The sequence below is a fragment of the Anaerococcus martiniensis genome (assembly GCF_043187485.1).
Classification (GTDB): domain Bacteria; phylum Bacillota; class Clostridia; order Tissierellales; family Peptoniphilaceae; genus Anaerococcus; species Anaerococcus martiniensis.
This window is the reverse complement of record NZ_CP171106.1, coordinates 1274046-1295813: the sequence shown is the minus strand read 5'-3', so window position 1 is coordinate 1295813 and position 21768 is coordinate 1274046. Positions and strand designations below refer to the sequence as shown.

At 31.6% G+C, this 21768-nt stretch carries 21 protein-coding genes and 2 tRNA genes; 6 read left to right on the top strand and 17 right to left on the bottom strand.

Annotated elements, in window-relative coordinates:
• Positions 1 to 109: 109 nt before the first annotated feature.
• Both ACF3NF_RS06335 and ACF3NF_RS06330 read right to left on the bottom strand, forming a co-directional pair.
• The gene (locus ACF3NF_RS06335; RefSeq protein ID WP_394022660.1) at positions 110 to 964 is read right to left on the bottom strand and encodes a DegV family protein; all 855 of its coding nucleotides are present in this window, start codon (positions 962 to 964) and stop codon (positions 110 to 112) included.
• Between the two features lie 37 nt (positions 965 to 1001).
• Positions 1002 to 1781 carry an MBL fold metallo-hydrolase gene (locus ACF3NF_RS06330; protein WP_394022659.1) on the bottom strand — a complete coding sequence of 260 codons (780 nt, stop codon included), beginning with the start codon at positions 1779 to 1781 and terminating at the stop codon, positions 1002 to 1004.
• Positions 1782 to 1858: 77 nt separating this feature from the next.
• On the opposite strand from ACF3NF_RS06330, the gene ACF3NF_RS06325 reads away from it, so the two are divergent.
• The gene (locus ACF3NF_RS06325) at positions 1859 to 2347 is read left to right on the top strand and encodes an aminoacyl-tRNA deacylase (protein WP_394022658.1); all 489 of its coding nucleotides are present in this window, start codon (positions 1859 to 1861) and stop codon (positions 2345 to 2347) included.
• Positions 2340 to 2957: a hypothetical protein gene (locus ACF3NF_RS06320; protein ID WP_394022657.1), complete on the top strand. Its 618-nt coding sequence runs from the start codon at positions 2340 to 2342 to the stop codon at positions 2955 to 2957. The genes ACF3NF_RS06325 and ACF3NF_RS06320 overlap by 8 nt, the downstream gene beginning before the upstream one ends.
• Before the next feature lie 65 nt (positions 2958 to 3022).
• Here the strand turns inward: ACF3NF_RS06320 and ACF3NF_RS06315 are convergent, their stop codons facing one another.
• The 6 genes from ACF3NF_RS06315 to ACF3NF_RS06290 form a co-directional block, all read right to left on the bottom strand.
• Positions 3023 to 3385 carry a class II SORL domain-containing protein gene (locus ACF3NF_RS06315; protein WP_394022656.1) on the bottom strand — a complete coding sequence of 121 codons (363 nt, stop codon included), beginning with the start codon at positions 3383 to 3385 and terminating at the stop codon, positions 3023 to 3025.
• Between the two features lie 72 nt (positions 3386 to 3457).
• Positions 3458 to 4750 carry a histidine--tRNA ligase gene (gene hisS, locus ACF3NF_RS06310; RefSeq protein WP_394022655.1) on the bottom strand — a complete coding sequence of 431 codons (1293 nt, stop codon included), beginning with the start codon at positions 4748 to 4750 and terminating at the stop codon, positions 3458 to 3460.
• Positions 4751 to 4794: 44 nt separating this feature from the next.
• Positions 4795 to 6078, bottom strand: a complete 1284-nt coding sequence (brnQ, locus tag ACF3NF_RS06305; RefSeq protein ID WP_394022654.1) for a branched-chain amino acid transport system II carrier protein — start codon at positions 6076 to 6078, stop codon at positions 4795 to 4797.
• A 64-nt stretch (positions 6079 to 6142) separates the two neighbouring features.
• The gene (locus ACF3NF_RS06300) at positions 6143 to 6820 is read right to left on the bottom strand and encodes a DUF6873 family GME fold protein (protein WP_394022653.1); all 678 of its coding nucleotides are present in this window, start codon (positions 6818 to 6820) and stop codon (positions 6143 to 6145) included.
• Between the two features lie 49 nt (positions 6821 to 6869).
• A tRNA-Cys gene (locus ACF3NF_RS06295) sits at positions 6870 to 6943 on the bottom strand.
• Between the two features lie 217 nt (positions 6944 to 7160).
• Positions 7161 to 7235 (bottom strand) — tRNA-Gly (locus ACF3NF_RS06290).
• Between the two features lie 202 nt (positions 7236 to 7437).
• Here ACF3NF_RS06290 and ACF3NF_RS06285 point away from each other — a divergent pair.
• Positions 7438 to 8067 (top strand): ABC transporter ATP-binding protein, encoded by a 630-nt coding sequence (locus ACF3NF_RS06285; RefSeq protein ID WP_394022652.1) that lies wholly within the window; start codon positions 7438 to 7440, stop codon positions 8065 to 8067.
• Complete coding sequence (locus ACF3NF_RS06280; protein WP_394022651.1) at positions 8060 to 8851, top strand: ABC transporter permease; 792 nt, start codon at positions 8060 to 8062, stop codon at positions 8849 to 8851. Before ACF3NF_RS06285 ends, ACF3NF_RS06280 begins: the two co-directional genes overlap by 8 nt.
• Positions 8852 to 9017: 166 nt before the next feature.
• On the opposite strand, the gene ACF3NF_RS06275 is transcribed toward ACF3NF_RS06280, so the two are convergent.
• Genes ACF3NF_RS06275 through ACF3NF_RS06265 form a run of 3 tightly spaced genes read right to left on the bottom strand, consistent with a single transcriptional unit; the run spans position 9018 to position 13100 of the window.
• Positions 9018 to 10907, bottom strand: a complete 1890-nt coding sequence (locus ACF3NF_RS06275) for an ABC transporter ATP-binding protein (protein ID WP_394022650.1) — start codon at positions 10905 to 10907, stop codon at positions 9018 to 9020.
• Positions 10900 to 12660: an ABC transporter ATP-binding protein gene (locus tag ACF3NF_RS06270; RefSeq protein WP_394022649.1), complete on the bottom strand. Its 1761-nt coding sequence runs from the start codon at positions 12658 to 12660 to the stop codon at positions 10900 to 10902. Before ACF3NF_RS06270 ends, ACF3NF_RS06275 begins: the two co-directional genes overlap by 8 nt.
• Entirely contained in the window at positions 12657 to 13100 is a 444-nt protein-coding gene (locus tag ACF3NF_RS06265) for a MarR family winged helix-turn-helix transcriptional regulator (protein ID WP_394022648.1), read from the bottom strand. The genes ACF3NF_RS06270 and ACF3NF_RS06265 overlap by 4 nt, the downstream gene beginning before the upstream one ends.
• A gap of 106 nt (positions 13101 to 13206) precedes the next feature.
• Between ACF3NF_RS06265 and ACF3NF_RS06260 the strand changes: the two genes are divergently transcribed.
• Both ACF3NF_RS06260 and ACF3NF_RS06255 read left to right on the top strand, forming a co-directional pair.
• Positions 13207 to 14112, top strand: coding sequence for an AAA family ATPase (locus tag ACF3NF_RS06260; RefSeq protein WP_262121891.1), 906 nt, complete (start codon positions 13207 to 13209; stop codon positions 14110 to 14112).
• The gene (locus ACF3NF_RS06255) at positions 14105 to 15823 is read left to right on the top strand and encodes a vWA domain-containing protein (protein WP_394022647.1); all 1719 of its coding nucleotides are present in this window, start codon (positions 14105 to 14107) and stop codon (positions 15821 to 15823) included. The genes ACF3NF_RS06260 and ACF3NF_RS06255 overlap by 8 nt, the downstream gene beginning before the upstream one ends.
• Positions 15824 to 15842: 19 nt before the next feature.
• Here ACF3NF_RS06255 and murJ read toward each other — a convergent pair whose 3' ends face one another.
• The 6 genes from murJ to ACF3NF_RS06225 are packed head-to-tail and all read right to left on the bottom strand — an operon-like array spanning position 15843 to position 21710.
• Complete coding sequence (gene murJ / locus ACF3NF_RS06250) at positions 15843 to 17474, bottom strand: murein biosynthesis integral membrane protein MurJ (protein WP_394022646.1); 1632 nt, start codon at positions 17472 to 17474, stop codon at positions 15843 to 15845.
• 58 nt (positions 17475 to 17532) lie between these two features.
• Complete coding sequence (locus ACF3NF_RS06245; protein WP_394022645.1) at positions 17533 to 18093, bottom strand: ATP-binding cassette domain-containing protein; 561 nt, start codon at positions 18091 to 18093, stop codon at positions 17533 to 17535.
• Entirely contained in the window at positions 18080 to 18829 is a 750-nt protein-coding gene (locus tag ACF3NF_RS06240; protein ID WP_394022644.1) for an ABC transporter permease, read from the bottom strand. The genes ACF3NF_RS06245 and ACF3NF_RS06240 overlap by 14 nt, the downstream gene beginning before the upstream one ends.
• The gene (locus ACF3NF_RS06235; RefSeq protein WP_394022643.1) at positions 18807 to 19880 is read right to left on the bottom strand and encodes an ABC transporter substrate-binding protein; all 1074 of its coding nucleotides are present in this window, start codon (positions 19878 to 19880) and stop codon (positions 18807 to 18809) included. The genes ACF3NF_RS06240 and ACF3NF_RS06235 overlap by 23 nt, the downstream gene beginning before the upstream one ends.
• A 16-nt stretch (positions 19881 to 19896) precedes the next feature.
• The gene (locus ACF3NF_RS06230) at positions 19897 to 21420 is read right to left on the bottom strand and encodes a 4Fe-4S dicluster domain-containing protein (RefSeq protein WP_394022642.1); all 1524 of its coding nucleotides are present in this window, start codon (positions 21418 to 21420) and stop codon (positions 19897 to 19899) included.
• Positions 21420 to 21710 (bottom strand): hypothetical protein, encoded by a 291-nt coding sequence (locus ACF3NF_RS06225; protein ID WP_394022641.1) that lies wholly within the window; start codon positions 21708 to 21710, stop codon positions 21420 to 21422. Before ACF3NF_RS06225 ends, ACF3NF_RS06230 begins: the two co-directional genes overlap by 1 nt.
• Positions 21711 to 21768 lie beyond the last annotated feature (58 nt).

Here is a 21768-nt window from a genome sequence, read left to right as displayed (position 1 = left end):
CTTTATAAGCAGCTTGCTTCAATTTTATATTATTATACTAATTTTTATTAATTCCTGTCAATTAATAATTAATACAATTTTTTTCATAATAGTTAATTTGTATTTTTAATTAATCTAATTTAAATAATCCAAAACCAAAAAGTCCTGGTCCGGTATTGGCTCCTAGGGTTGGTGAGATTTGAATTCTATATGTTCTTCTTGCGCTAGCTATGACATCTGAAAATATGTCTTCTAACTTTTCTATTCCTTCTTCATAACCACCGTGGCCTATATAAAAATAATAGTCTTTTACATTTTCTAACTCTCTTGCCGCTATTTTTTTAAATTCATTTAAAACTTTTTTCTCACCCCTAGTTATTTTAAAAAGTTTAAAATGACTTTCTTCTGGATATATACTTATTATTGGCTTTACTGATAAGGCGTCCCCAATTTTACCAAAAGATCTTGGCACACGTCCCCCAGCTACTAAATATTTGAAAGTGTCTAGGGCAAAAAATACTTTCGAATCTTCTTTTTTTGCATTGAGCTTTTCTATTATTTGCTCAAATCCATAACCCTCATCGACAAGTTCTTTTGCATAAATTGCAAAAATTCCCTCAGATAAGGTTAGGTTTCCGCTATCAAAAACATAGATTTCAAGCCCATCCATTTTCATCATATTAAATAAATTGTAGGTTGATGAAAAATTCGCACCAATACTGATTGCTATTACTTTTTCATAGCCATCATTTTTAATTTGTTCTAAAATTTCATGTAAATCTCCAGGTGATGCCGTACTTGTTTTTGGAATAGAGTCGGACTCTTTCATCCAAGTATAAAATTCATCTGGGCTAATTTCTTTTCTATCTTTATAGTACTTGCTATCCAGATTTACATATAAAGGCAAAAGATAAATCCCCATTTCTTCTGCTAATTTTATATCTATATCAGATGCAGTATCTGTTAATATTGCTATCTTTTCCATAATACTCCTTAAGTTCAATAACTATATCATATTATTTCTAGTTATCTATGTCTATAACAAATTTTTGATTTTCCTTAGTTATCTCCCTAACATCCGTGTTTTCATAAGAAAAATCTCCTTTAAATTTCTTGCTAATTTCAAAATTGTCAGCAAAATGCATTGGGAAAAATATTTGAGGTTCTACTTCTTTTATAAATATATCTCCACCTTTAAAGTAATTTTCTTCAAGCCTCGGATCTACTGGGAAAAATGCAATATCAACTGGTTGATTTTTGATTTTTTCTACTTCTATCATAAAATCATCATATTCTTTTTGCATGGTTTCTTTGTCATTGCGTGGCCAAGCCCAAAAATTTAAGTCACCAGCATGGAAAATACTCATATCATCTACATAAAGTAAAATAGAGATACCCCTATCGGTTGAACCAAAAGTTTTAATTTTTAGGTTTTCTCCATTATTTAATTTTATATTAAAGGTCTTATTTTTGTTTACAAAGTGTACATTTTTAGAATTATACAAGCTTTTTAACTGGTCCATAGAAAGCTTGTTGTCCCTTATATATATAATATTTTCATTGGAAGGCAATTTACCAATATCTGAGCTTAAAATATAAGTTTTGTTCTCCATATTTGGTACTTTTAAGATTTCTGAAGTGTAGTGGTCGCTATGGGCGTGGGTTGAAACAAATACCACTTGTTTGTTTTCAGGAATATCTAAAATACCCTTGTAGTAATCAAAAATAATAAATAAGTCTTTGGTTTCCACAGTATAGCAAGAGTGGTAAACATAGGTAATTATAATTCCGTTATTCATCATATCTCTCCATTCTTTAAAAATTTATACCCATAAAGAGATTAATATTCGAGTATAATATGAAAAAGGAAGTGATTTTTATGAAAAAAGAAGTAAAAACAAATGCCATGCGTGCCTTGGATAATTTAGATATTCCCTATGAACACATAGATTATGGTTTTAAAGGAGATTTTAAATCTACCATTGATCTTACAGAAGAAACTCACCAAGACATCAGTTTGGTTTATAAAACTCTAGCAACAATTTCAAATACTAAAGATATTTTTATTTTTGTAATACCAGGAGCTGAAAATATAGATTTTAAAAAGGCCAGCAAATGTGTAGGAGTAAAATCTCTTGAAATGCTACCACTTAAGGATCTGAAATCTAAAATCGGCTACGAAAGAGGATCGACAACAAGTCTGGCAATGAAAAAAGATTATGAAGTTGTAATTGATGAAAGCGCCAAAGACCACGAATTCATAAAAGTTTCTGCTGGTAAAGTTGGCCATAGTATAAAAATAAAAGCAGATGATTTGGCCAAGGCCAATGGCGGCAAATTTTTTGATGTAATACAAAATAATGATTGATATAAAAAAACATAAAGACTATATAAAATTTTCTTTAGCCAATGATGGAAATAATTTTAGGTTAAGGCTTTTAGTTACCCTATCCCCGATATTTATAGCTTGCTTTGATAATGGTAATGAAGAATTAGGATTTTTAAAAAATACAATTAAAAATTCAAATTTTCCCTATGGACTTTATCCGAATTTTTTTGAAGAATTTTCAAAAGAAAAATATTTTGAGGACTATAGTAAACTAAGTTCAAATGAAGATATAATTTTAAATCCTGATGGGATAATAGATTTTTATATAAATCCCATGGATGAAAAATATATAGTTGCCCTGAAAACTCTAATTGAATCATTAATTATTAACGAAAAATCAAATAAATATTGGACATATTTTTTCAAAAAAATCCGCAATGATATTGTAATTAATGGCAGAAGATCAATTCTTGCAAATGGTATCCAAGGATTTTACTTGAACAAATACGTTTTAGTTTGGATGATAGATTTGTGCGACTATATAAAAATAAATAATCCAGAAGATTATCAAAATCTTATCCCTATTTATGAACTTTCAAGCAATTTGAAGACAATTAGAGATAGCAATATAAATCTCCCAGTAAATTAGTTTTGGGAGATTTTTTGCATAAAAAAAGTCAGACAAGAATTTCTTGCCTGACTTTAAAAACTAGATTAGTTTAATTCTGCAGAATTTTCCCATAAGCCGTGGATATTGCAGTAGCTTAGAGCGTAGATTGTACCTTTTTTATCTGCTTTTATGTATCCTGTTGCACATGGAACTGTAAATAAATCTTCTTCGCCGTGAGCTGTAAATTCAGATGATGCAATTTCAACTGGGAATTGTGATCCTTCTGGTTTGAAGAAAACTTTAATCCATGCAATGTGGTGTTCTAAAGTATTTGGGTGTTCGATTTCACTACCAACTGATGCTCTGATTCTTACTTTGCCGTTGTCAACACTTTCAAAATCAATTTCTGGTACGTGTTTTTCGCTTGCCCAATCACCAGTTTGTACTGTTTCTGTTAATTTACTCATATGTACCTCCAAAAATTTTTGATAAATTATTATCCATTACCAATATATCAGGAATTGGAAATAAAATCAATCCTAAAAATCCAATTCCTCTATATTTTTATTAAACTGTTCTCCACTTTCCATATTTTTGATGGATACTTGATTTTTGGATACTTCTTCTTCACCAATTATTACGGCATATTTTGCATTTATTTTATCTGCATAATTTATTTTTTTCTTAAATTTACCATCTTCTAAGAAAATATCTGCCTTTTTGCCTTGGTCTTTCAGCTTCTTTAGGACATCTATTGCATAAAAATGATATTCATTATCCATTGGTAGGATAAGAAAATCAATTTTTGATGATTTTTCTTCTTCAACCAATCCAAGTTCTTGAAGTTGGTAAAATAATCTTGTAAGCCCAATTGACATTCCAACTCCTGGTAAGTTTTGTTTGGTAAAGTTGCTAGCAAGATTTTCATATCTACCACCTGAACATACTGAACCTATTGATTCGTAACCATTTATAAATGTTTCATAAACTGTAGATGTGTAATAATCAAGACCACGAGTAATAGCTAGGTCTATTTTGATATTTTTATCATCTATTCCAAATTTGATCATGTAATCATAAAGGGTTTTTAATTCTTCCAGGCCTTCTTTAAATAAATCATTATCAGCAAAACCTGATAAATTATCTAAAATCTCAGTATTTTGATTATCTGCATTTATAAATTCTAGGGTTTTATTAGCCTTATCTTCGCCAATTATTTCTGTAAGAAGTGTCTTGGTTTTATCTATTCCAATCTTATCTTTTTTATCAATAGTTCTTAAAACCTCAGTGCTATCCTCAATTTCAAGAGATTTGAAAAATCCATTTAATAATTTTCTATTATTTATGTGAAAGGTAATATTTGGAAAATTTATTCTATTAAAGGCTTCAAAGATTACCCTAGCAAGTAATGCATCATTATAAATAGCTAGGTCATTGTGACCAATAATATCAATATCAGCTTGGTAAAATTCTTTGTACCTACCCTTTTGATTACGCTCCCCACGGTAAACTTTGCCAATTTGGTAGCGTTTAAAAGGAAAATTTAGATCTGATAAGTGTTCTGAAACATATCTTGCAAGTGGAACTGTTAAATCAAAACGTAAGCTCATATCTTTTGAATCACTTGCTATTTCAAAAATTTGTTTTTCAGTTTCTCCACCACCTTTTGCAAATAAGATTTCATTTTTTTCTATTACAGGTGTATCTATTGCTAAAAATCCATAATCTTTAAAAGTATCTTCAATTGTATTTTTCATCCTGTCAAAAACTGCTTGGCTATCTGGAAGTAGCTCCATTACACCGGCAATTGTTGAAGGTTTAATAATATCCATCTATTCTCTCCTAGGCTTTTTTATAATTATAACATAAATAAATATTAGACTAAAGTTTGACTTTTTTCTCTTTTAAAAATCCCTATTATAAATAAAATTATAAATGGCAACAACCAAGGAAAACCATAATCGTACAGTGGTAGCCAAGCTAAATTATTTTCCATCCTAATTCCTAAGTTTTGATCTAACATTGATACATACATGATAAAAGTCTGAAGAAAAGAAATAATTCCTGTTACAGTAAATATAATTTTTCTTAGATTTTTATTAAAATCATAATTTAGCAAATTAAATATAATCATTAGCAAAACTAAGGGATAAACAAAGGTTAAAAGTGGCAGTGTAAAATTAATTATCCCATCAACCCCAACCATTGAAAGTATTATTGAACAAATTGTTATTATTATCGCTGTAATATTGTAGGAAATTTTATCATTAAAAATTTTGGTAAACATATCTGAAATTGAACTAGTAAGTCCTACAGAAGTTGTAAAACAGGCCAAAACTATAATTGCAGCCAAGACATATTTTCCAAACGAACCCATTATTGTATTTGCAATGACAAGTAAAAGCTCAACACGAGAATTAATTTCTGGATGATATTCAGTACTAGTTGCCCCAAGGTATGTAAGTGATAGATAAACTAAAATCAGACCTGCTGCCGCAATTAAGATTACCTGGATAGATTTTTTCTTTAAGTCATTACCATATCCTTTTTCAACTAGCGATTTAATTATGATTGGAGCAAATACAATTGCAGCCAAGGCATCCATAGTGTTATAGCCTTCTATTATTGATTTTGTAAAAGTAAAATGCTTACTAAGTGAACTTATCTCAGCTTTTCCAATAGGATTCAAAATCCCAGCAATAATCATAAAAAATAAAACTATTAGTAAAAGTGGTGTCAGATATTTTCCAATTACATCAATTACCTTGTTATCAGTTAGTATAAATATTAACGTTAGAGAAAAAAATAAGATTATAAATAAATTATAGGAAATATTCATTCCTAAGGCTATCATAACCTCACCACTAGTGGCCCCGGTACGTGGAATCGCCCCAAGAGGTCCAATAACAACAGCAATTATTAATAAAATAAGATTGCCTAATTTTTCTCCACCAATCTTTGTAAATTCTTTTATATTTCCATTTTTCTTTGCCATGGAGTAAACAGCAACTGAAGCAAGCCCTACTCCTGTTAATATAAATCCAATGCTCGCAATAAGCCAATTTGACCCGTAAGTCCTGCCCAAAAACGGCGGAAAAATTAGGTTTCCCGCTCCAAAAAATAAAGAAAATAATGCAAATCCTATAAATAAAATATCCAAAATAAAACTCCTACAATTATAAAAATATTTATAATTATACTTTTATTTTTATAATTATCTATTATTAGCAAAATAAAATTGATCCAGTATCAATTAAGTCGCAGTTTTTTGGATATAAAAGCTCAATTCCAGATTTGTAAGCTTCTTTTCTAATTATTTCAAAACTATTTAATTTTTCTATATTTCCATTAAAAATCAAACAATTATTAAAAAATCCACAGGTCCCACCCAAAAATCCATTATCAAAGCCATCAAGGGGAATATTTTCTTTTTTTAGCAGGACAAGGTCGATTTTATCTTTAAGAGCCTTATAGATTCCAAAATCACTTGTCAAAGCTTTATCCCCCATAGGAACTATTGAGCAACGACTATAAGCTTGTTTTACAAAATAATGTTTAAAACTATTATCTTTTAGAAAAGCTAATATGTTTTTTTCGCTAATATCATTGTGGATATAAAAGTCAGATCCCTTATAAATATTATAGATAGAATCATAGGGATATTTACCCGCCACACTCTCTCCAGCTATAAGATTTATATGAGAAATTTTATCTTGATAGTAGTTAAAAACATTCTTATCAACAATCATATTTTCACCATCAAGTCTAAAAATCGACAAATCAGGATGGTCAGCAATCCTAGGATCAAGATTTGGATTGTCTATTGTTTCAATAAAGTGAAAATTATTTTTTTGTAAAAATTCTTTAAATTCATTTGTAGATTTGTGACTGATAATAAACATAAAACTCCTCAATAAAAAAACTCTCATTATTCAAATGAGAGTTGAAATTTGGAGGCGCCACCCAGATTTGAACTGGGGGTAAAGGTGTTGCAGACCTCTGCCTTACCACTTGGCTATGGCGCCGTACAAGCCCGTCCGGCTAGGTGAGGACCCTCCATGGAATGGTCGTGCAAAGCACGAGAGCCCATTTACCTAGTTAAGGACTATCTTCTTTTAAAAACAAAAACAACCAAGAAACGAGCAATTATTCTATCGTAAGAACAATTAACGCCACCTGGTATTTTCGATTAATTGATATTCTACTATTATAATAAAATATCGATCGCCATTTGGCGTGAAATGGAGCGGATGACGAGATTCGAACTCGCGACCCTCGCCTTGGCAAGGCGATGCTCTACCACTGAGCCACATCCGCATGTACTAATATAGTATACAACTAAAATTCGCTTTTGTAAAGTTTTTTTGATTTTTTCTTAATTTAAATTTGATGTTTTCTTAAATTTGAATACCTATTTATTCTAATCTTTATAAGTTTATTTGTCAAATCCTATTCTTGCAATTTACCCTGATTATTATACAATATATTAGATAAATATTATAAATGAATTGAGGATATTATGTTTAAATTTGAACATGTTAAATATAAGGACATCATCGATATTGATGATCTGACTATCAATCTCGGTGAGGTTACTTGTATCATAGGACCCAGTGGATCTGGTAAATCTACTTTGCTTAGACTTATAAATAAATTAATTTCTCCAACATCAGGGACTATCAGTCTAAATGGGGAAAATATTGCAAATATGAACTCGGTTGAATATAGGAGAAAAGTTCCTATGCTTTCTCAAAGTCCTGTTAGCTTTCCTGGAAGCATTCGTGAAAATCTACTAATGGGTAGAAAATTTCAAGGTAAAGATAATCTGGCTGATAGTGAGCTTGAAAAAGCCTTGGATAAAGTTAGTCTTGATGAACCCCTTGAAAAAAATATCGAAAATTTATCTGGTGGTGAACAACAAAGGGTTTCTATTGCAAGGCTAATGCTTTTAGATTCTGATATTTATTTGCTAGATGAGCCTTCATCTGCCCTCGATGATATCACTGAAGATTTTGTTATAGAATCAATGGTCGACATGGCTAAATCTCAAAATAAAACTATTATTTATGTCACACACTCAAACTCAATGGCAGATAAATATAGCGATCGAATTATAAAAATTGTAGATGGGAGGGTTTATAATGGATAAGTCAGTAATAAATTTGACCAATAGCCAAATGCTTTTAACCTATGTATTTGTAATTATAGCCATGGTTATTACATCCTTTAATGGTCTAAATAGAAATAAAGAATTTATAATAGGCACTATTAGGATGACCCTACAGCTTTTTATAGCTGGTTTTGTTTTAGTTTATATTTTTGATAGCTCATCTATTGTTTTATCAACACTGATGATTCTCTTAATGGAATTTTTTGCAATCTTTAATATTGTTTCAACTAAAAAGGACCAATTATCAAAAGGTTTAATAGGATCAATAGTTATTTCCCAACTTATAGGTACAATTTTTACCCTAATATTTTTCCTAATACTTGTTGTAAGACCAAATCCAATCTATGACCCTCAATATTTAATACCACTTGGGGGAATGATTATCGGAAACTCAATGACTGGTATAAATCTTGCCCTAAATCAAATGTTAAAATCAATTGAAAATAAAAGAGTAAATATAGAAGGAGCCTTGATGCTTGGAGCCTCTCCTCGCATGGCTATGGATAAGATTATCCAAGATGCTTTTGATACGGCTATTACTCCAAGTTTAAATGGAATAAAGAATATGGGAATTATTACCCTACCTGGTATGATGACCGGTCAGATTTTAGGTGGTGTTTCTCCCCTAATCGCCATCAGATACCAAATTGCAATTATGACTGCGATTTTAAGTTCTGTAACCATTTGCGTATTCTTCTTCTTACGTTTTGGTTATAAAAGATTCTTTAACGACCAATGCCAATTAGTGGCAAATGAAAAATAAAACACAAAAGAGCACCTAAGGGTGCTCTTTTTATGTAAGTCATAGGGTTGCGAAATTCTTTGTCCTTACATTATTTATATATCCGAATTAATTACTTTATAAGTAAAATTATGGTAAAAACAATATAAAACTTATGTAAAAATCGCCCAAAAATGAGCGATTTTTTTTAGTCCAGTTCCAAAGCACCAGTATATAGTTGATAATATGTGCCGCGTTTTTTGATTAATTCATCGTGGCTACCTCTTTCTATAATTCTACCTTGCTCCATAACCATGATTACATCAGCATTTTGAATTGTAGAAAGTCTGTGGGCTATAACTATAGAAGTAGAACCTTCCATAAGTTTGTCCATGGCTTTTGTAACTTTTATTTCAGTTGTTGTGTCAATTGAGCTTGTCGCTTCATCCAAAATAAGCATTGGTGGATTTGCAATCGCTGCTCTTGATATAGATATTAACTGGTTTTGTCCATCTGAAAGTGATGATCCATCTCCATTAATTTCTGTTTCATATCCCTCTGGCAGTCTACTTATAAATCCATTTGCTCCTGCAAGTTTAGCTGATTCTAATATTTCTTCTTGGCTTGCATCTAATTTTCCGTATCTGATATTTTCATTAACATTTTCTGTAAACAAATTGACATCTTGGAGTACCATACCAAAAGCTTTTCTTAGATGGTCTTTTTTAATATTTCTTGTATCAATGCCATCAATCTTAATTGAACCCTCATCGATTTCGTAAAATCTAGTTATTACATTAGTTATGGTAGTTTTACCAGCTCCAGTTGAGCCTACAAAGGCGATTTTTTCACCTGGATTTGCATAAAATGTTACATCTTTAAGGATTTTATCTTTACCATTATAAGAAAAATCTACATTTTCAAAGTCAATTCTACCCTCAAGTTGTTTATAAACTCTCTTTCCATCTTCAAGCCATGTCCAAGAATAGCATCTGTCTCCTGTACACTCAATAGCATTGCCATTTTCATCTATACGTGCATTTACTAGTTCTATATAACCGGTGTCTTCTTCAATTGGCATATCGATTATTTCAAATATACGGCTAGCTCCAGCCATTGCAGAAAATACTGCATTTGCTTGTTGGGATATATTTGAAATAGGCGCTTGAAGTTGTCTAGCTGTTGTTAAAAATGTTGCTAAAATACCAACTGTAATATTTCCATTTATAGTAAGAATTACCCCACTTACCGCAAGTATTGCGTACATAATATTTATTGAGTTTACTAAAAATGGCATCATTTTTCCTGCATTTACCATTGCTTCTGCCATTGATGATCTTAGGTTTTCTGATTTTTGGTCAAATTCATTAATTATGTCATTTTCCTTATTAAAAACTTTGATAACTTTTTGACCAGACAGCATTTCTTCATCAAAACCATGGAGTATTGATACATTTTTTTGTGATTCTTTAAATAATCTTCCAGTCTTGCTTACAATATTTTTTAAAACTAAGACCATGACTACAAGTCCCAAAAACATTACAAGAGTAAGGATTGGGGAAAGGCTAATCATAACCACAACTGTACCGATAATCATCAAAATCGATCTGATAAGTGTTGGCAATGTTGATGATAGTGACTGAGAAAGTATGTCAGTATCATTTGTAAACCTACTCATTATTTGACCATGTTGGTTTGTATCAAAAAAGTTTATAGGCATCTTTTGGATTTTGATAAATAAATCATTTCTTAGATTTCTAATTGATCTTTGACCTATGCGGATCATTAGCCTATTGTAAATAAATGTAGTTATTACTGAAACCAGATAAATAATGGCCATTTTTATTACGCCAGCTTTTAGCCCGTCTATATCCCCCTTTAAAATGCTATTGTCTATGATAGGTTGCATCATAGAAATGCCCCAAACTTGGGTGATTGCAGATAATATTACACATACAAAAACAACTACTAATTGCCACTTGTGTTCAAATAGGTAAGCAAAAAGTTTTTTTAGGGAAGCCCAATCGAAACCATGAGATTTTTTGTCGGTAGACATTTCAAATTCTTTTGTTTTGTTTTCTAAATTTTCTTTACTCATCTTCCCCTCCTTTTTGTTGTATATCATAAGTCATTCTATAAATTTCATTTCTTTGATAAAGCTCATCAGCAGTTCCAATATCAGATATTTGGCCATTATCCATGATAACAATCCTATCTGCATGGTCAAATGATGAAAGTCTTTGAGAAATGATAATTTGTGTCATATCCTGATTTAGTTTATTAAATCCATCTAGCAGTTTAGCTTCTGTTTTGGTATCAACTGCACTTGTTGAGTTATCAAGGATTAATATTTTTGGTTTTTTAAGTAGTGATCTTGCAATAGTTAATCTTTGTTTTTGTCCACCTGAGACTCCTGTACCACCTTGACCAAGCTCTGATTCGTATCCATCATTTCTTTCTTTTATAAATTCATCTGCTTGGGCAATTTGCGCCATTGCTACTACTTCATCAAAACTAGCATCTGGGTCTCCCCATTTTAAGTTGTCGATAATTGTTCCTGAAAATAAGGTATTTTTTTGTAAAACTATGGTTACAGCATCTCTTAAAGTTTTTAAGTCATAGTCTTTAATGTCACGACCACCTACCCTCAGGCTACCTTCTGTGATGTCATAAAGTCTAGGAATTAATTGGACAAGAGTTGATTTGGCTGAACCAGTTGGACCTAAAATCCCGATTACCTCGCCTGATTTTATATGCAAATCGATATTTTTTAGCTGATAGTTTTCAGAATCTTCTTCGTATTTAAAACTTACATTGTCAAAATCAATTGATCCATCCTCTAAGCTTAGGCCTTCTACCTTGTCGCTATTATCCATAGAAATTTCACGGGTCAATACTTCTTTTACACGGGTTACTGATGGAGAGGCTGCCATTAACATGGTGACTACCATTGATAAACCAATTAGGGAACCTAATAGCATCATGGCATACATATTAAACGAAACAAGGTCTCCTACTCCAAGTCTTCCATTTATAATTTCAATCCCACCAAACCAAGTTAAGGCAACAAAAGCTGCATATAAAATCGCATTGGCTGTTGGGAAAACATAAGAAACTGATCCCTCAGAGCTATCAGCTAATTTAAACATTTCTTCATTTGCCCCGGCAAATTTTTCTATTTCATATTTTTTTCTAACAAAGGCTTTTACAACCCTCATATTGCTTAAGTTTTCTTCAATAACCTGGTTTAATTTGTCATATTGCTTACGAGTTTTCCTAAACTTTGGTATAGCCCTTGATGTGATACTTAATAAAATAAGTACTAATATAGGCATTAATATTAAAAATATAATTGATAATTTCGAGCTAGTATTAAAGGCAAGTATAAAGGAAACTATCGCCATTACTATAGTTTTTATAATAAATCTTGTTGTCATAAAGGTTGATTGGGATAGGGACTGCATATCTGTTGTTAATCTTGTTAAAAGTGATGGTACTCCAAAATATTCAAAATCCTCAAACGCAAAATCTTGAATTTGTCTAAATTGTGCCTTTCTAACATTATTAGAAAGTCCAGTAGATGTAAGACCTGCATTTTTTGAAGCTTTTGTACCTGTAAACATAGATAATAGGGATAAAACAATAATTATAAGACCATATTTTAAAGCCTGGCTTGGATCTTTTTGATAAATTACTTCATTTAAAATAATCCCCATTACAGCAGGAATTAAAAGTTCAAAAATAGTTTCTAAAACTGTCATAAGCATAGAAATTATTCTGTTTTTCCTATATTGATTTAAATACTGCTTTAGATAGGAATAAGCATCATTAAATTCTTTTAAGCTGTTCATATTACCTCCTCGTTTATATTATTTTCTAAAGTTGCGATTAATTGATTTAGATTTTCTTTGATTAATTTTATATCTGTTTCTCCCAAGTCATCATATATTTTTTGGTTGGATAAGGATAAGGCTTCATTTATTTTTCTTACCTCATCTTCTCCTCTTTTTGTCAAAACCAATGTTTTTACACGTTTATCAAATTCTGACCCCTCCATAGTAATAAGATCATGTTCTTTTAAATTTAAAATTATACTATTTATAGTTTGCTTGGGCATTTGAAGTTTATTTACCAAATCCTTTTGGGTTAAGTTTTCGATTTTGTCTATATGAAATAAGATAATACTTTCAAGATTATTCAATCCAAATCTCTCTACTCTCTGCTTATTTAGTCCATTAATCTTCCTAAGCATTGAGAAAATATTAAATATTTCGCATGATTTTTCGTCCAATTTGAGACCTCCTCATAAATACTAATATAATATAGTCTATAAATGGACTTTGTCAAGTGAATTTTTGCAAATAAATTGTATAATATTATAGTTAAAAGGAGTAAAAATGATTGAATATTTAGAAAAACAAAATGTAGATAAAAATCTTATAAAACAAGTTGAAATATATAGAGAAAAAAACGGTTTGTTGGATGATCCAAGAGTGAGCGAACCAGAATTCAAGTATTATGGTAAGGAAGTACTAGAACAAGCGATATCAGCCATCCTAGCAGGTAAAAATATTTTGCTAACAGGTGCAAAAGCTACAGGTAAAAACGTACTTTCATCAAATCTAGCATATTTATTTGCCAGACCATCTTGGAATGTTTCCTTCCACGTAAATACTGATTTTAACTCACTTATTGGTTCTGATACTTTTAAGGATGGAGAAGTTGTTTTTAGAAAAGGACCTATCTATGAAGCAGCAACAAAGGGTGGCTTTGCAGTACTTGATGAGATAAATATGGCAAAAAACGAAGCAATTTCTGTTTTGCACGCAACCCTAGACCACAGAAGAATTATAGATTTACCTGGTTATGAAAAAATAAATCTAGATCCAAACACCAGATTTATTGCAACAATGAACTACGGCTATGTGGGCACTCGTGAGGTAAACGAAGCTCTCGCCTCAAGATTTATGATTATAAATATGCCAAATATTACTCGCGAGAACTTAAATCAATTATTAATGGATACTTTCCCAAAACTAAAAGAAAAATATAGAAATGCATTTTTGGATATGTTTATCTCCCTTCAATTTAAAAGTGAAAACAATGAAATTTCTACCAAATCTGTAGACCTTCGTGGATTGATTTCTGCAATTGAAACCATGCAAGTGGGATTAAATCCATTTGATGCTATTCTTATGGGGCTTGCCAATAAATCTTTTGATGAATTTGAAAGACAAATTGTAATCGACACCATAAAAACAAAAGTACCACCAAGCATAGAAGAGAGTGTATTTAATGACTGAATCCCTTGATAAAATCCGCGAATATAATATTATTTGGGATTTTGCAAAAAATTATAGGTTCACACCTAATAAATCCTATCCCATGGATGAGGTCTACAAAAATATAATATTTGGATATACCTATAAAACTTTTGATACCAGGATGCTAAATTCATTTTTTGCTTATTTAAATAGGGAAAATCCTTTTTATGAAGAATTCAAATTCATAACAAATCTATTAATAGAAGAAATTTCTTTTAAAGAGATTAGCAAACAAAATTTAGTTATTGGCGACTTGCAAAAAGAATATGCTAGAAAAAAACTCCACAGATACAACTACCACCAGCCAGATAATCTTATAGAGCAAATGGAAAAAGCATATTATGGCAAAGTTTTTAATAAACCAATAGTAGAAGGGCCAGTTTTTAGGTCAATTTATAAAGCAATTTTTAAGATCTACACTACAGATACAAATGTTTTAATAGATGAACTTAATGACGTTTTTAAAACTTTTTTCAATTTTGAAAGAGCAAAGGAAGACGAAGAACTTTTTGAAAAAATGGTTGAGGAAAATCAACCACAAGAATTTAAAACTGATGAGGATAGCCCAAAAGAATATAGCGATGAAAATATAGATGAGCAATTTGGAATAGGGGCTGCAGAATTTACCGGCCTAATCTACTATGAAGATAGAAAAGAAGACTTAAATAAAAACTTAATGTTTATGAATTCTTCTCAAGATGACTACCATTCATCTAGCGAATTTATAGAAGATTTTTTTGGAAAACCAATACTTCCCCTAGGACAAATAGAAAAAATCGAAAAAGAAGTAGCAACTGGCATCCATGCCCACAAAAAACTTTACTTTACCAAGGGTGAATACAGCCAAAAACCAAACGCAAGGTTCTATAAAGAAAATAGACGCGAGCAATACGAAAGAAATAAGCGATATATAGAAAATAATTTTGCAATCAATCATAGGAATATAAATGAACTATCCCTAGCAATTAAAAACTCATTAGCAACCTTTGAAGATTTTGTAGATGTAAGTAAAGATTACGGGATAATAGATCCATCTAAAGTTTGGAGGGCATCTGTAATTCATGATTATGACGTGTTTTTAAACCAAGAAAATGATGATATTACCAAATTTAAGGTAGACTTAATCCTTGATGCATCAGCAAGCCAAATAGAGCGCCAGCATATAGTTGCTAATCAAGCCTATATCATAGCAAAATCAATGGATGAAGCAGGCATTCCTATACGAGTAACAAGCTTTTCTACCCTACGTGACCATACAATTTTTAATGTTTTCCGTGATTATAATGAAAAACATAAAAATACTGAAATTTACAAATTTTTTGCAGCTGGATCCAACCGCGATGGACTTGCCTTTAAAACCCTCCACCACATAATAGACACCCAAGAAGATGTAAGACACATTGTAATTGTCCTTTCAGATGGAAAACCAAATGATGAGAGAGCCAACATTAATACTATAAAAGTAAAAGAAAAAGACCAGTATAAAGACCAAATAGCCGTTGATGATACTGCCTTTGAAGTTCGTAATTTAAGAAATGACAATGTCTCAGTACTTGGAGTATTTACCGGAGAGGATGAAGATGTGGAAAATGCAAAACTAATTTATAATAGGGATTTTGTTAGGATTACAAATTTAGAAAACTTTAGTAAAATCGTTTCAATCTTTATGAAAAATCAAATATTAAACTAAAAAAGCAGGAGGTTTTTACCTACTGCTTATTTTTTGTCCTAGATTGTCTTTTAGAAGACTTGCGTCTATTAAATTCTCCAAGTGTGTCACCTTTTTGATTTGGTGCTTGGATATGTTTTTGAGCCTTTTTTTTCTTAAAGACCTTGTGGTAAATAATATTTACCAAATTCATTACTTCTGGTATTCTTGCAATTAAAATTAAAAATCCATAAACAATAGCTGCCACTATTATTGCTATAAATAAAGCCAAGATATGTGGCATATTTCCACTTGTTAAACCATAAATACCCCTTGCAGTTAGAGCCATTAGGGATGTTGCAATTGTAATTTTTATTATAGATATAAGGGCGGTTTTAAAGTTAAAGGCCCCAAAATTAGCCCTAAATTTATAAATCATAAGGGCTGATCCAACTATTGTTGAAACAACTGTCGATAATGCAAGACCATTTATACCAAATAAATTAATCAAAATCACATTGAAAATAACATTTGTAACTTGTTGGATAACCACAATTACAACTGGAGTCTTAGAATCCCCTACTGCATAAAATCCTCGGTCAACTACATCAGATATAGATTGGAAAATTATATATGGTGCGTAGGATGATAATAAACTTGCTACTATAACTGTATCTTCTTGAGTAAAAGCATTTCTTTGGAAAACTAACTCGATAATTGGCTGTGAAAGCACTGACATACCAATAGTTGCTGGTACAACTAGCAATAGTGTTGTTACAACTGATGATGAAATAGATTTTTTCATAGCATTTATCTTGCCAGATTGTCCCAGCTCTGCAATTTGTGGGAAAAGAGCTGTTGTTACTGAAACTGTAATTACCCCTGTAATCAATGTTAGCATTGTTTTTGCATAAAATAGTTTAGAAATAGCGGCTTTACCAAAAAATGCTGAAGCCATAGAGTTGTCTACTATTATAGAAATCTCACCAGCTGCAGATGACACAATTACCGGTATAGCGATAATCATCAGCTGCCTTACATATTTATTCGATAGATCAATAACCTTTTCATGATGGTAGCCAGCCTTTTTTGTCGCCCTTGGAAATAGTATATATTGGAAGATGTTCCCTAAAAGAGCCCCAATGATTAGTAAATAGACATTACCAGTTTTTCCTGTAAGTACTGTAAATATTATGATTATTATATTCATAATTATCCCAGTTATTGCAGGATTGAAGAAATCTCCCTTAATATTTAAATAGCCCCTAAAGACTGCTGAATAAAGATAAGCATAAACTGCAAACATCATTATCCTAGTATAATTAGCTGCTAAATCTAGCCACTGGCCATCTAAGTCTGGAGAAAGTATTTTTGAAAATGGTTTTGCAAAAATCAGGCCCAAAATTAGGGCAACAGTGGCAAATACCATTAAAATATTAAATATATTTGAGGTAAACTTCTCAGCAGAAGCCTGACCCTCTTCGTTTTTTGCCCTATTATAAATTGGGATGAAACCAGAAATAATACCAACTGCTACAAAGTTTGCAACCACCACTGGAAGTGTGTTTGCTGTTGTGTAGATGGATTTTAGTTCACCTGCCCCAATATAATTTGCCATAACCGCTTCTCTTATAAATCCAAAGATTTTTGAGATAATGGTTATGAACATGAGCATAAATGCCGTTTGACCCATAATAACCTCTCTTATTAATTCATCTATTTATTATATCTATAATAAAAATTAAATACAACTATAAAAAGACTATATTTTCATTGCTTATATCAAAAAGCTTGTAATCATCAAGATTGTGGGAAACTATTATTATAGATTTATCCTTAAACTTTTGCTTTATTAACCTAGCCAAATCTTTTTTGCTATTAAAATCAAGACCTGTAAAAGGCTCATCCATTATTAAGATATCTCCATCAAATAAATAAGCACGGGCAAGGGCTACTCTTCGTTGCATGCCCCCACTAAATAGATTTACACTTTTATCTACATCAAAAATTCCAAATTTATTTAGAATTGATTTAGCTAAATCTATATTATCTGAAAGTATCTTCAAATTATCCAGGGCTGATATTTCATCTATAAGTCTGTTTTCTTGAAAAACTACAGAAGCTTTTTTAAAGTCTCTTTTTATAAATCCCTGGTCAGGTTTTTCTAAACCTAAGATAAGGTTTATAATAGTCGTTTTACCAATACCAGATTTACCAAAAATCCCTAAATTTTCTCCATCTTTAAGTATAAAAGAAAGATTCTCTAAGATAGGATGATTATAGGATTTATAAACACCTTTAAATTCTAGCATAATCTACTCCTAAAAATCTTTTAAGCATGTATTCAAAAATAGATGATATTAATAATATTGATATAGTCCAAGCAAATAAATTTGGCATATCTAGGTAAACTTTAGCATTATAGAGATTATTACCGATAGAGTTTTGTGGCAGTCCTATTACTTCTGCAGCTATCCCAGCCTTAAAAACCAAGCCTGATACACTAATGATAGAGGAATACAGAAAATATTTTGCATTTACTTTATAAATATATCTTATTTTCTTAATTTCACTTACCTTATACACATCAGCCATTTCTAAAATTTTTCTATCAATACTTTCTAGTCCATCATATAAATTTTGAAAGATTAAAGGCATAGCCATTATAAAACTAACATATATAGAAAGGAGTGATTTATCTGCCCAAAACAATAAAAATATAACTATACTTGCCAAGGGTATAGACCTAAATACACGAATAATAGGACTTATAAAATCATAAAATAATTTGTATCTATAGGATAGATAGGCAAAAATCGTCCCAATTGCAATAGATATTATAAATCCTACTAGTATTTTTATTGTAGAAGTAAGTATCGTCTTATAAAATGCTGCTTGCCCTAAAAGTGATATAAAGCTTTTAAATACAAGAAGAGGAGATGGTAATAGTATCTCCTCTTTTATAAGACTTGCCATAATTTGCCATAGCATAAGCCAAATTATAGCTATAATTATTTTTCTAAATCTATTTTTTGTAGTAGAAGTCATTTTCTGGTAGGGACCCACCCACTAGTTGGGGATTACTTTGGTAAAGATAATCTAGGTGTTTTTCGAGCATAGATTTCATCTCTTGGCCATCAATATATTTTAAAGCAAGCTTTGGTAATGCTTTTTTAGCTACTGGCTCTGGCATAATGTCATACTGACCTAAAAGAGCTGCTGTATCATCTACATTTTGCTTTGCTTGATCAATTGAATCCTTATAGGAATCTAGCAGAAGTGGAACATCTATTTCATCTAGATACTCACTTCTTCCAACAAGTACAGCTGAAATAAGTGGGCTAGATGTTGCTTGTTCGTAAAGTTTATTTACATCAAGGGCAACTTTTGCATTTTCATTTTTCATCAAAACATTTGTTACCATTGGCTCTGGAAGAAGGGCAAGCTTTGCTTCTCCTGCTATCATTTTTTGAGCTACTTCACTGGCTTCTGCTAGATATTCTATTTTTACATCACCTTGATTAAATCCAGCATTTTTTATAACTTCATTTATAGCCAAATCTGGAGTTGCGCCCTTAGCTGCTGTATATATAGTTTCTCCACTATTTACTAAATCTTCTATAGAGTTTATATTAAGGTCTCCATTTTCAACTAAATATAAAACTCCAAGATTATTTATAGCCAATACTTTTATCTTGCCACCAGTTTTATTATAAACTGTAGCAGCAAGATTTGGAGGAATGATTGCAATATCGGTCTCTCCTGAGACTAGTTGTGGAACTACTGCATCTGGAGCTCCTTCTACTGACTCGTTAAAGCTAAAGTTTGACCCATCATTTTTAGATGAATCTAGCATATTTATAGCTCCAGCACTTGTAGGTCCTTTTAGCATGGCAATATTTACATTATAGTGGGCCTTACTGCTATCATCAGTCTCTTCTTTTTTTATTTGCTCAGGCTTTTGAGCTTGCTTATTAGTTTCTGCTTCTTCTACTTTTGTTGTTTGTGTTTTCTCAGTATTTTGATTTGCTGTATTATTAGAACATCCTATTAGCCCAAGAGCTAATAGGATAACTAATGATTTAGATTTTAATTTCAATTACTAATTCCTTGTCTTATTTTAATAATTCATCATTTGGTCTATCTTCTGCTGGAATATTGATATTATCAGCTGGAGATTTAAAGTCTGATGCTTTTGAAAATGCTTTTACAGCTTTGGCAGTTTTGTTATCAGCTATTACTACTCCAGGACCACCAACACATCCGCCTTGGCAAGCCATACCTTCGATAAGTTTACCATCCATACGGCCAAGTTTTGCCATTTGTGCAAGTTTTACACAATTTGCAAGTCCATCTGCAGCTTCTACATCTATTTCTGTGCCTGGTCTTATTTCTTTAGCACGTCTTACAACTGCTTCAGCTACTCCACCACCTACTGCATAGTATCTACCTGTTTCTGAAGCATCCATCATAACTTCATCTACTTCGATTTCTGATGGTTCTATACCTTTTGCAAGGAACATTCCAAGTAATTCTTCATAAGTGATTACAAAATCAATTACTTCAGCTACTTCTGGCTCTAGGGCTTCTAGTTTTTTAGAAATACATGGTCCAATGAATGTTACTTCACAGTTTGGATCTTTTTTCTTAAGTTGTAAGCCTGTATAGATCATAGGTGTAGATGATTCTGAGATATATTCATTTATTTCTGGGAATTTCTTTCTTACCATCATCTTCCATGAGAAACAGCAAGATGTTCCCATAAATGGAAATTCTCCAGTAGGAACTTTTTCTAAGTACTCGTGAGCTTCATTCATGGTTGTAAGGTCTGCACCTAGACCAACTTCTATTACTTCATCAAAACCTAATTGTTTGATAGCTTCTCTTGTTTGTTCTGGGCTAACATCTGGACCAAATTGACCCACAAAAGATGGAGCTACTATAGCATAGGTTTTCTTTTTTGATTGGATAGATTTTACTAACTGGTAAATCTCAGATTTATCAGAAATTGCACCAAAAGGACATGTAGAAATACATTTTCCACAAGCTACACAAGTTTCAGCATCAATTTCTGCACGACCAAGTTCATCAGAGTGGATAGCATTTACCCCACAGCTAGCTGCACATGGTCTTTTTTGGTGGTTGATTGCATTATATGGGCAAGCTTCAACACATTTACCGCATTTAATACATTTTTCTTGATCAATTACTGATCCTTCTCTTGTGTAAGAAACAGCATTTTTTGGACAAACATTCACACATGGATGGCCAATACATGCCATACATTGGTCTGTTACTGTAACTTTATTTTCTGCACACGCATGGCAGGCAATTTTTATAACGCTTACTAAAGGTGGATTGTAAATCCTGTGGCTTACATCCATTTTATCAAGGCCTTCAGTAATGGCATCAGTTTTATCAGCAGTTCTTGCATCAAGACCGATACCCATCCTAAGTCTTTCACCCATTACTGCCCTATCTAGGAATATAGATTCTCTGTATTTTGCCTCTTCTCCTGGCAATATGTCATATACTTCTAGGCCTATGTCTGTTATTGGTCTATTTTCATAAGCAATTTTTGCTATATGTTCAAAGGCCATTCTTCTTATGTTTAATATGTCTATGTATGTTTCTTTCATTAGTTGGCCTCTTCTATTGGTGAATGTGCATTAAAGATATGCTCCATTAATTCTTCTGGCATAACTTTTTCTAAATACGTATCATCTACTTTTGCTAGTGGTGCGATATTATCTGAATCTTCTATATCATCCATTATATTTATGTACTCAACTTCTATTTCCGGTTTTTTTTCTATCTTATCGAAGGAATAAGCTTTTATTAAGTCATCTTTCACTTCATCTACAGCATCAAGAAGAAATTCATTGCCTGCTGCGGTGCATCTTGCACACGAACATATTACAATTTTCATAAAACCTCCTTACTGGTTATATATAAATTATAACAAAGAAAAAGTTTATAAGCAATGA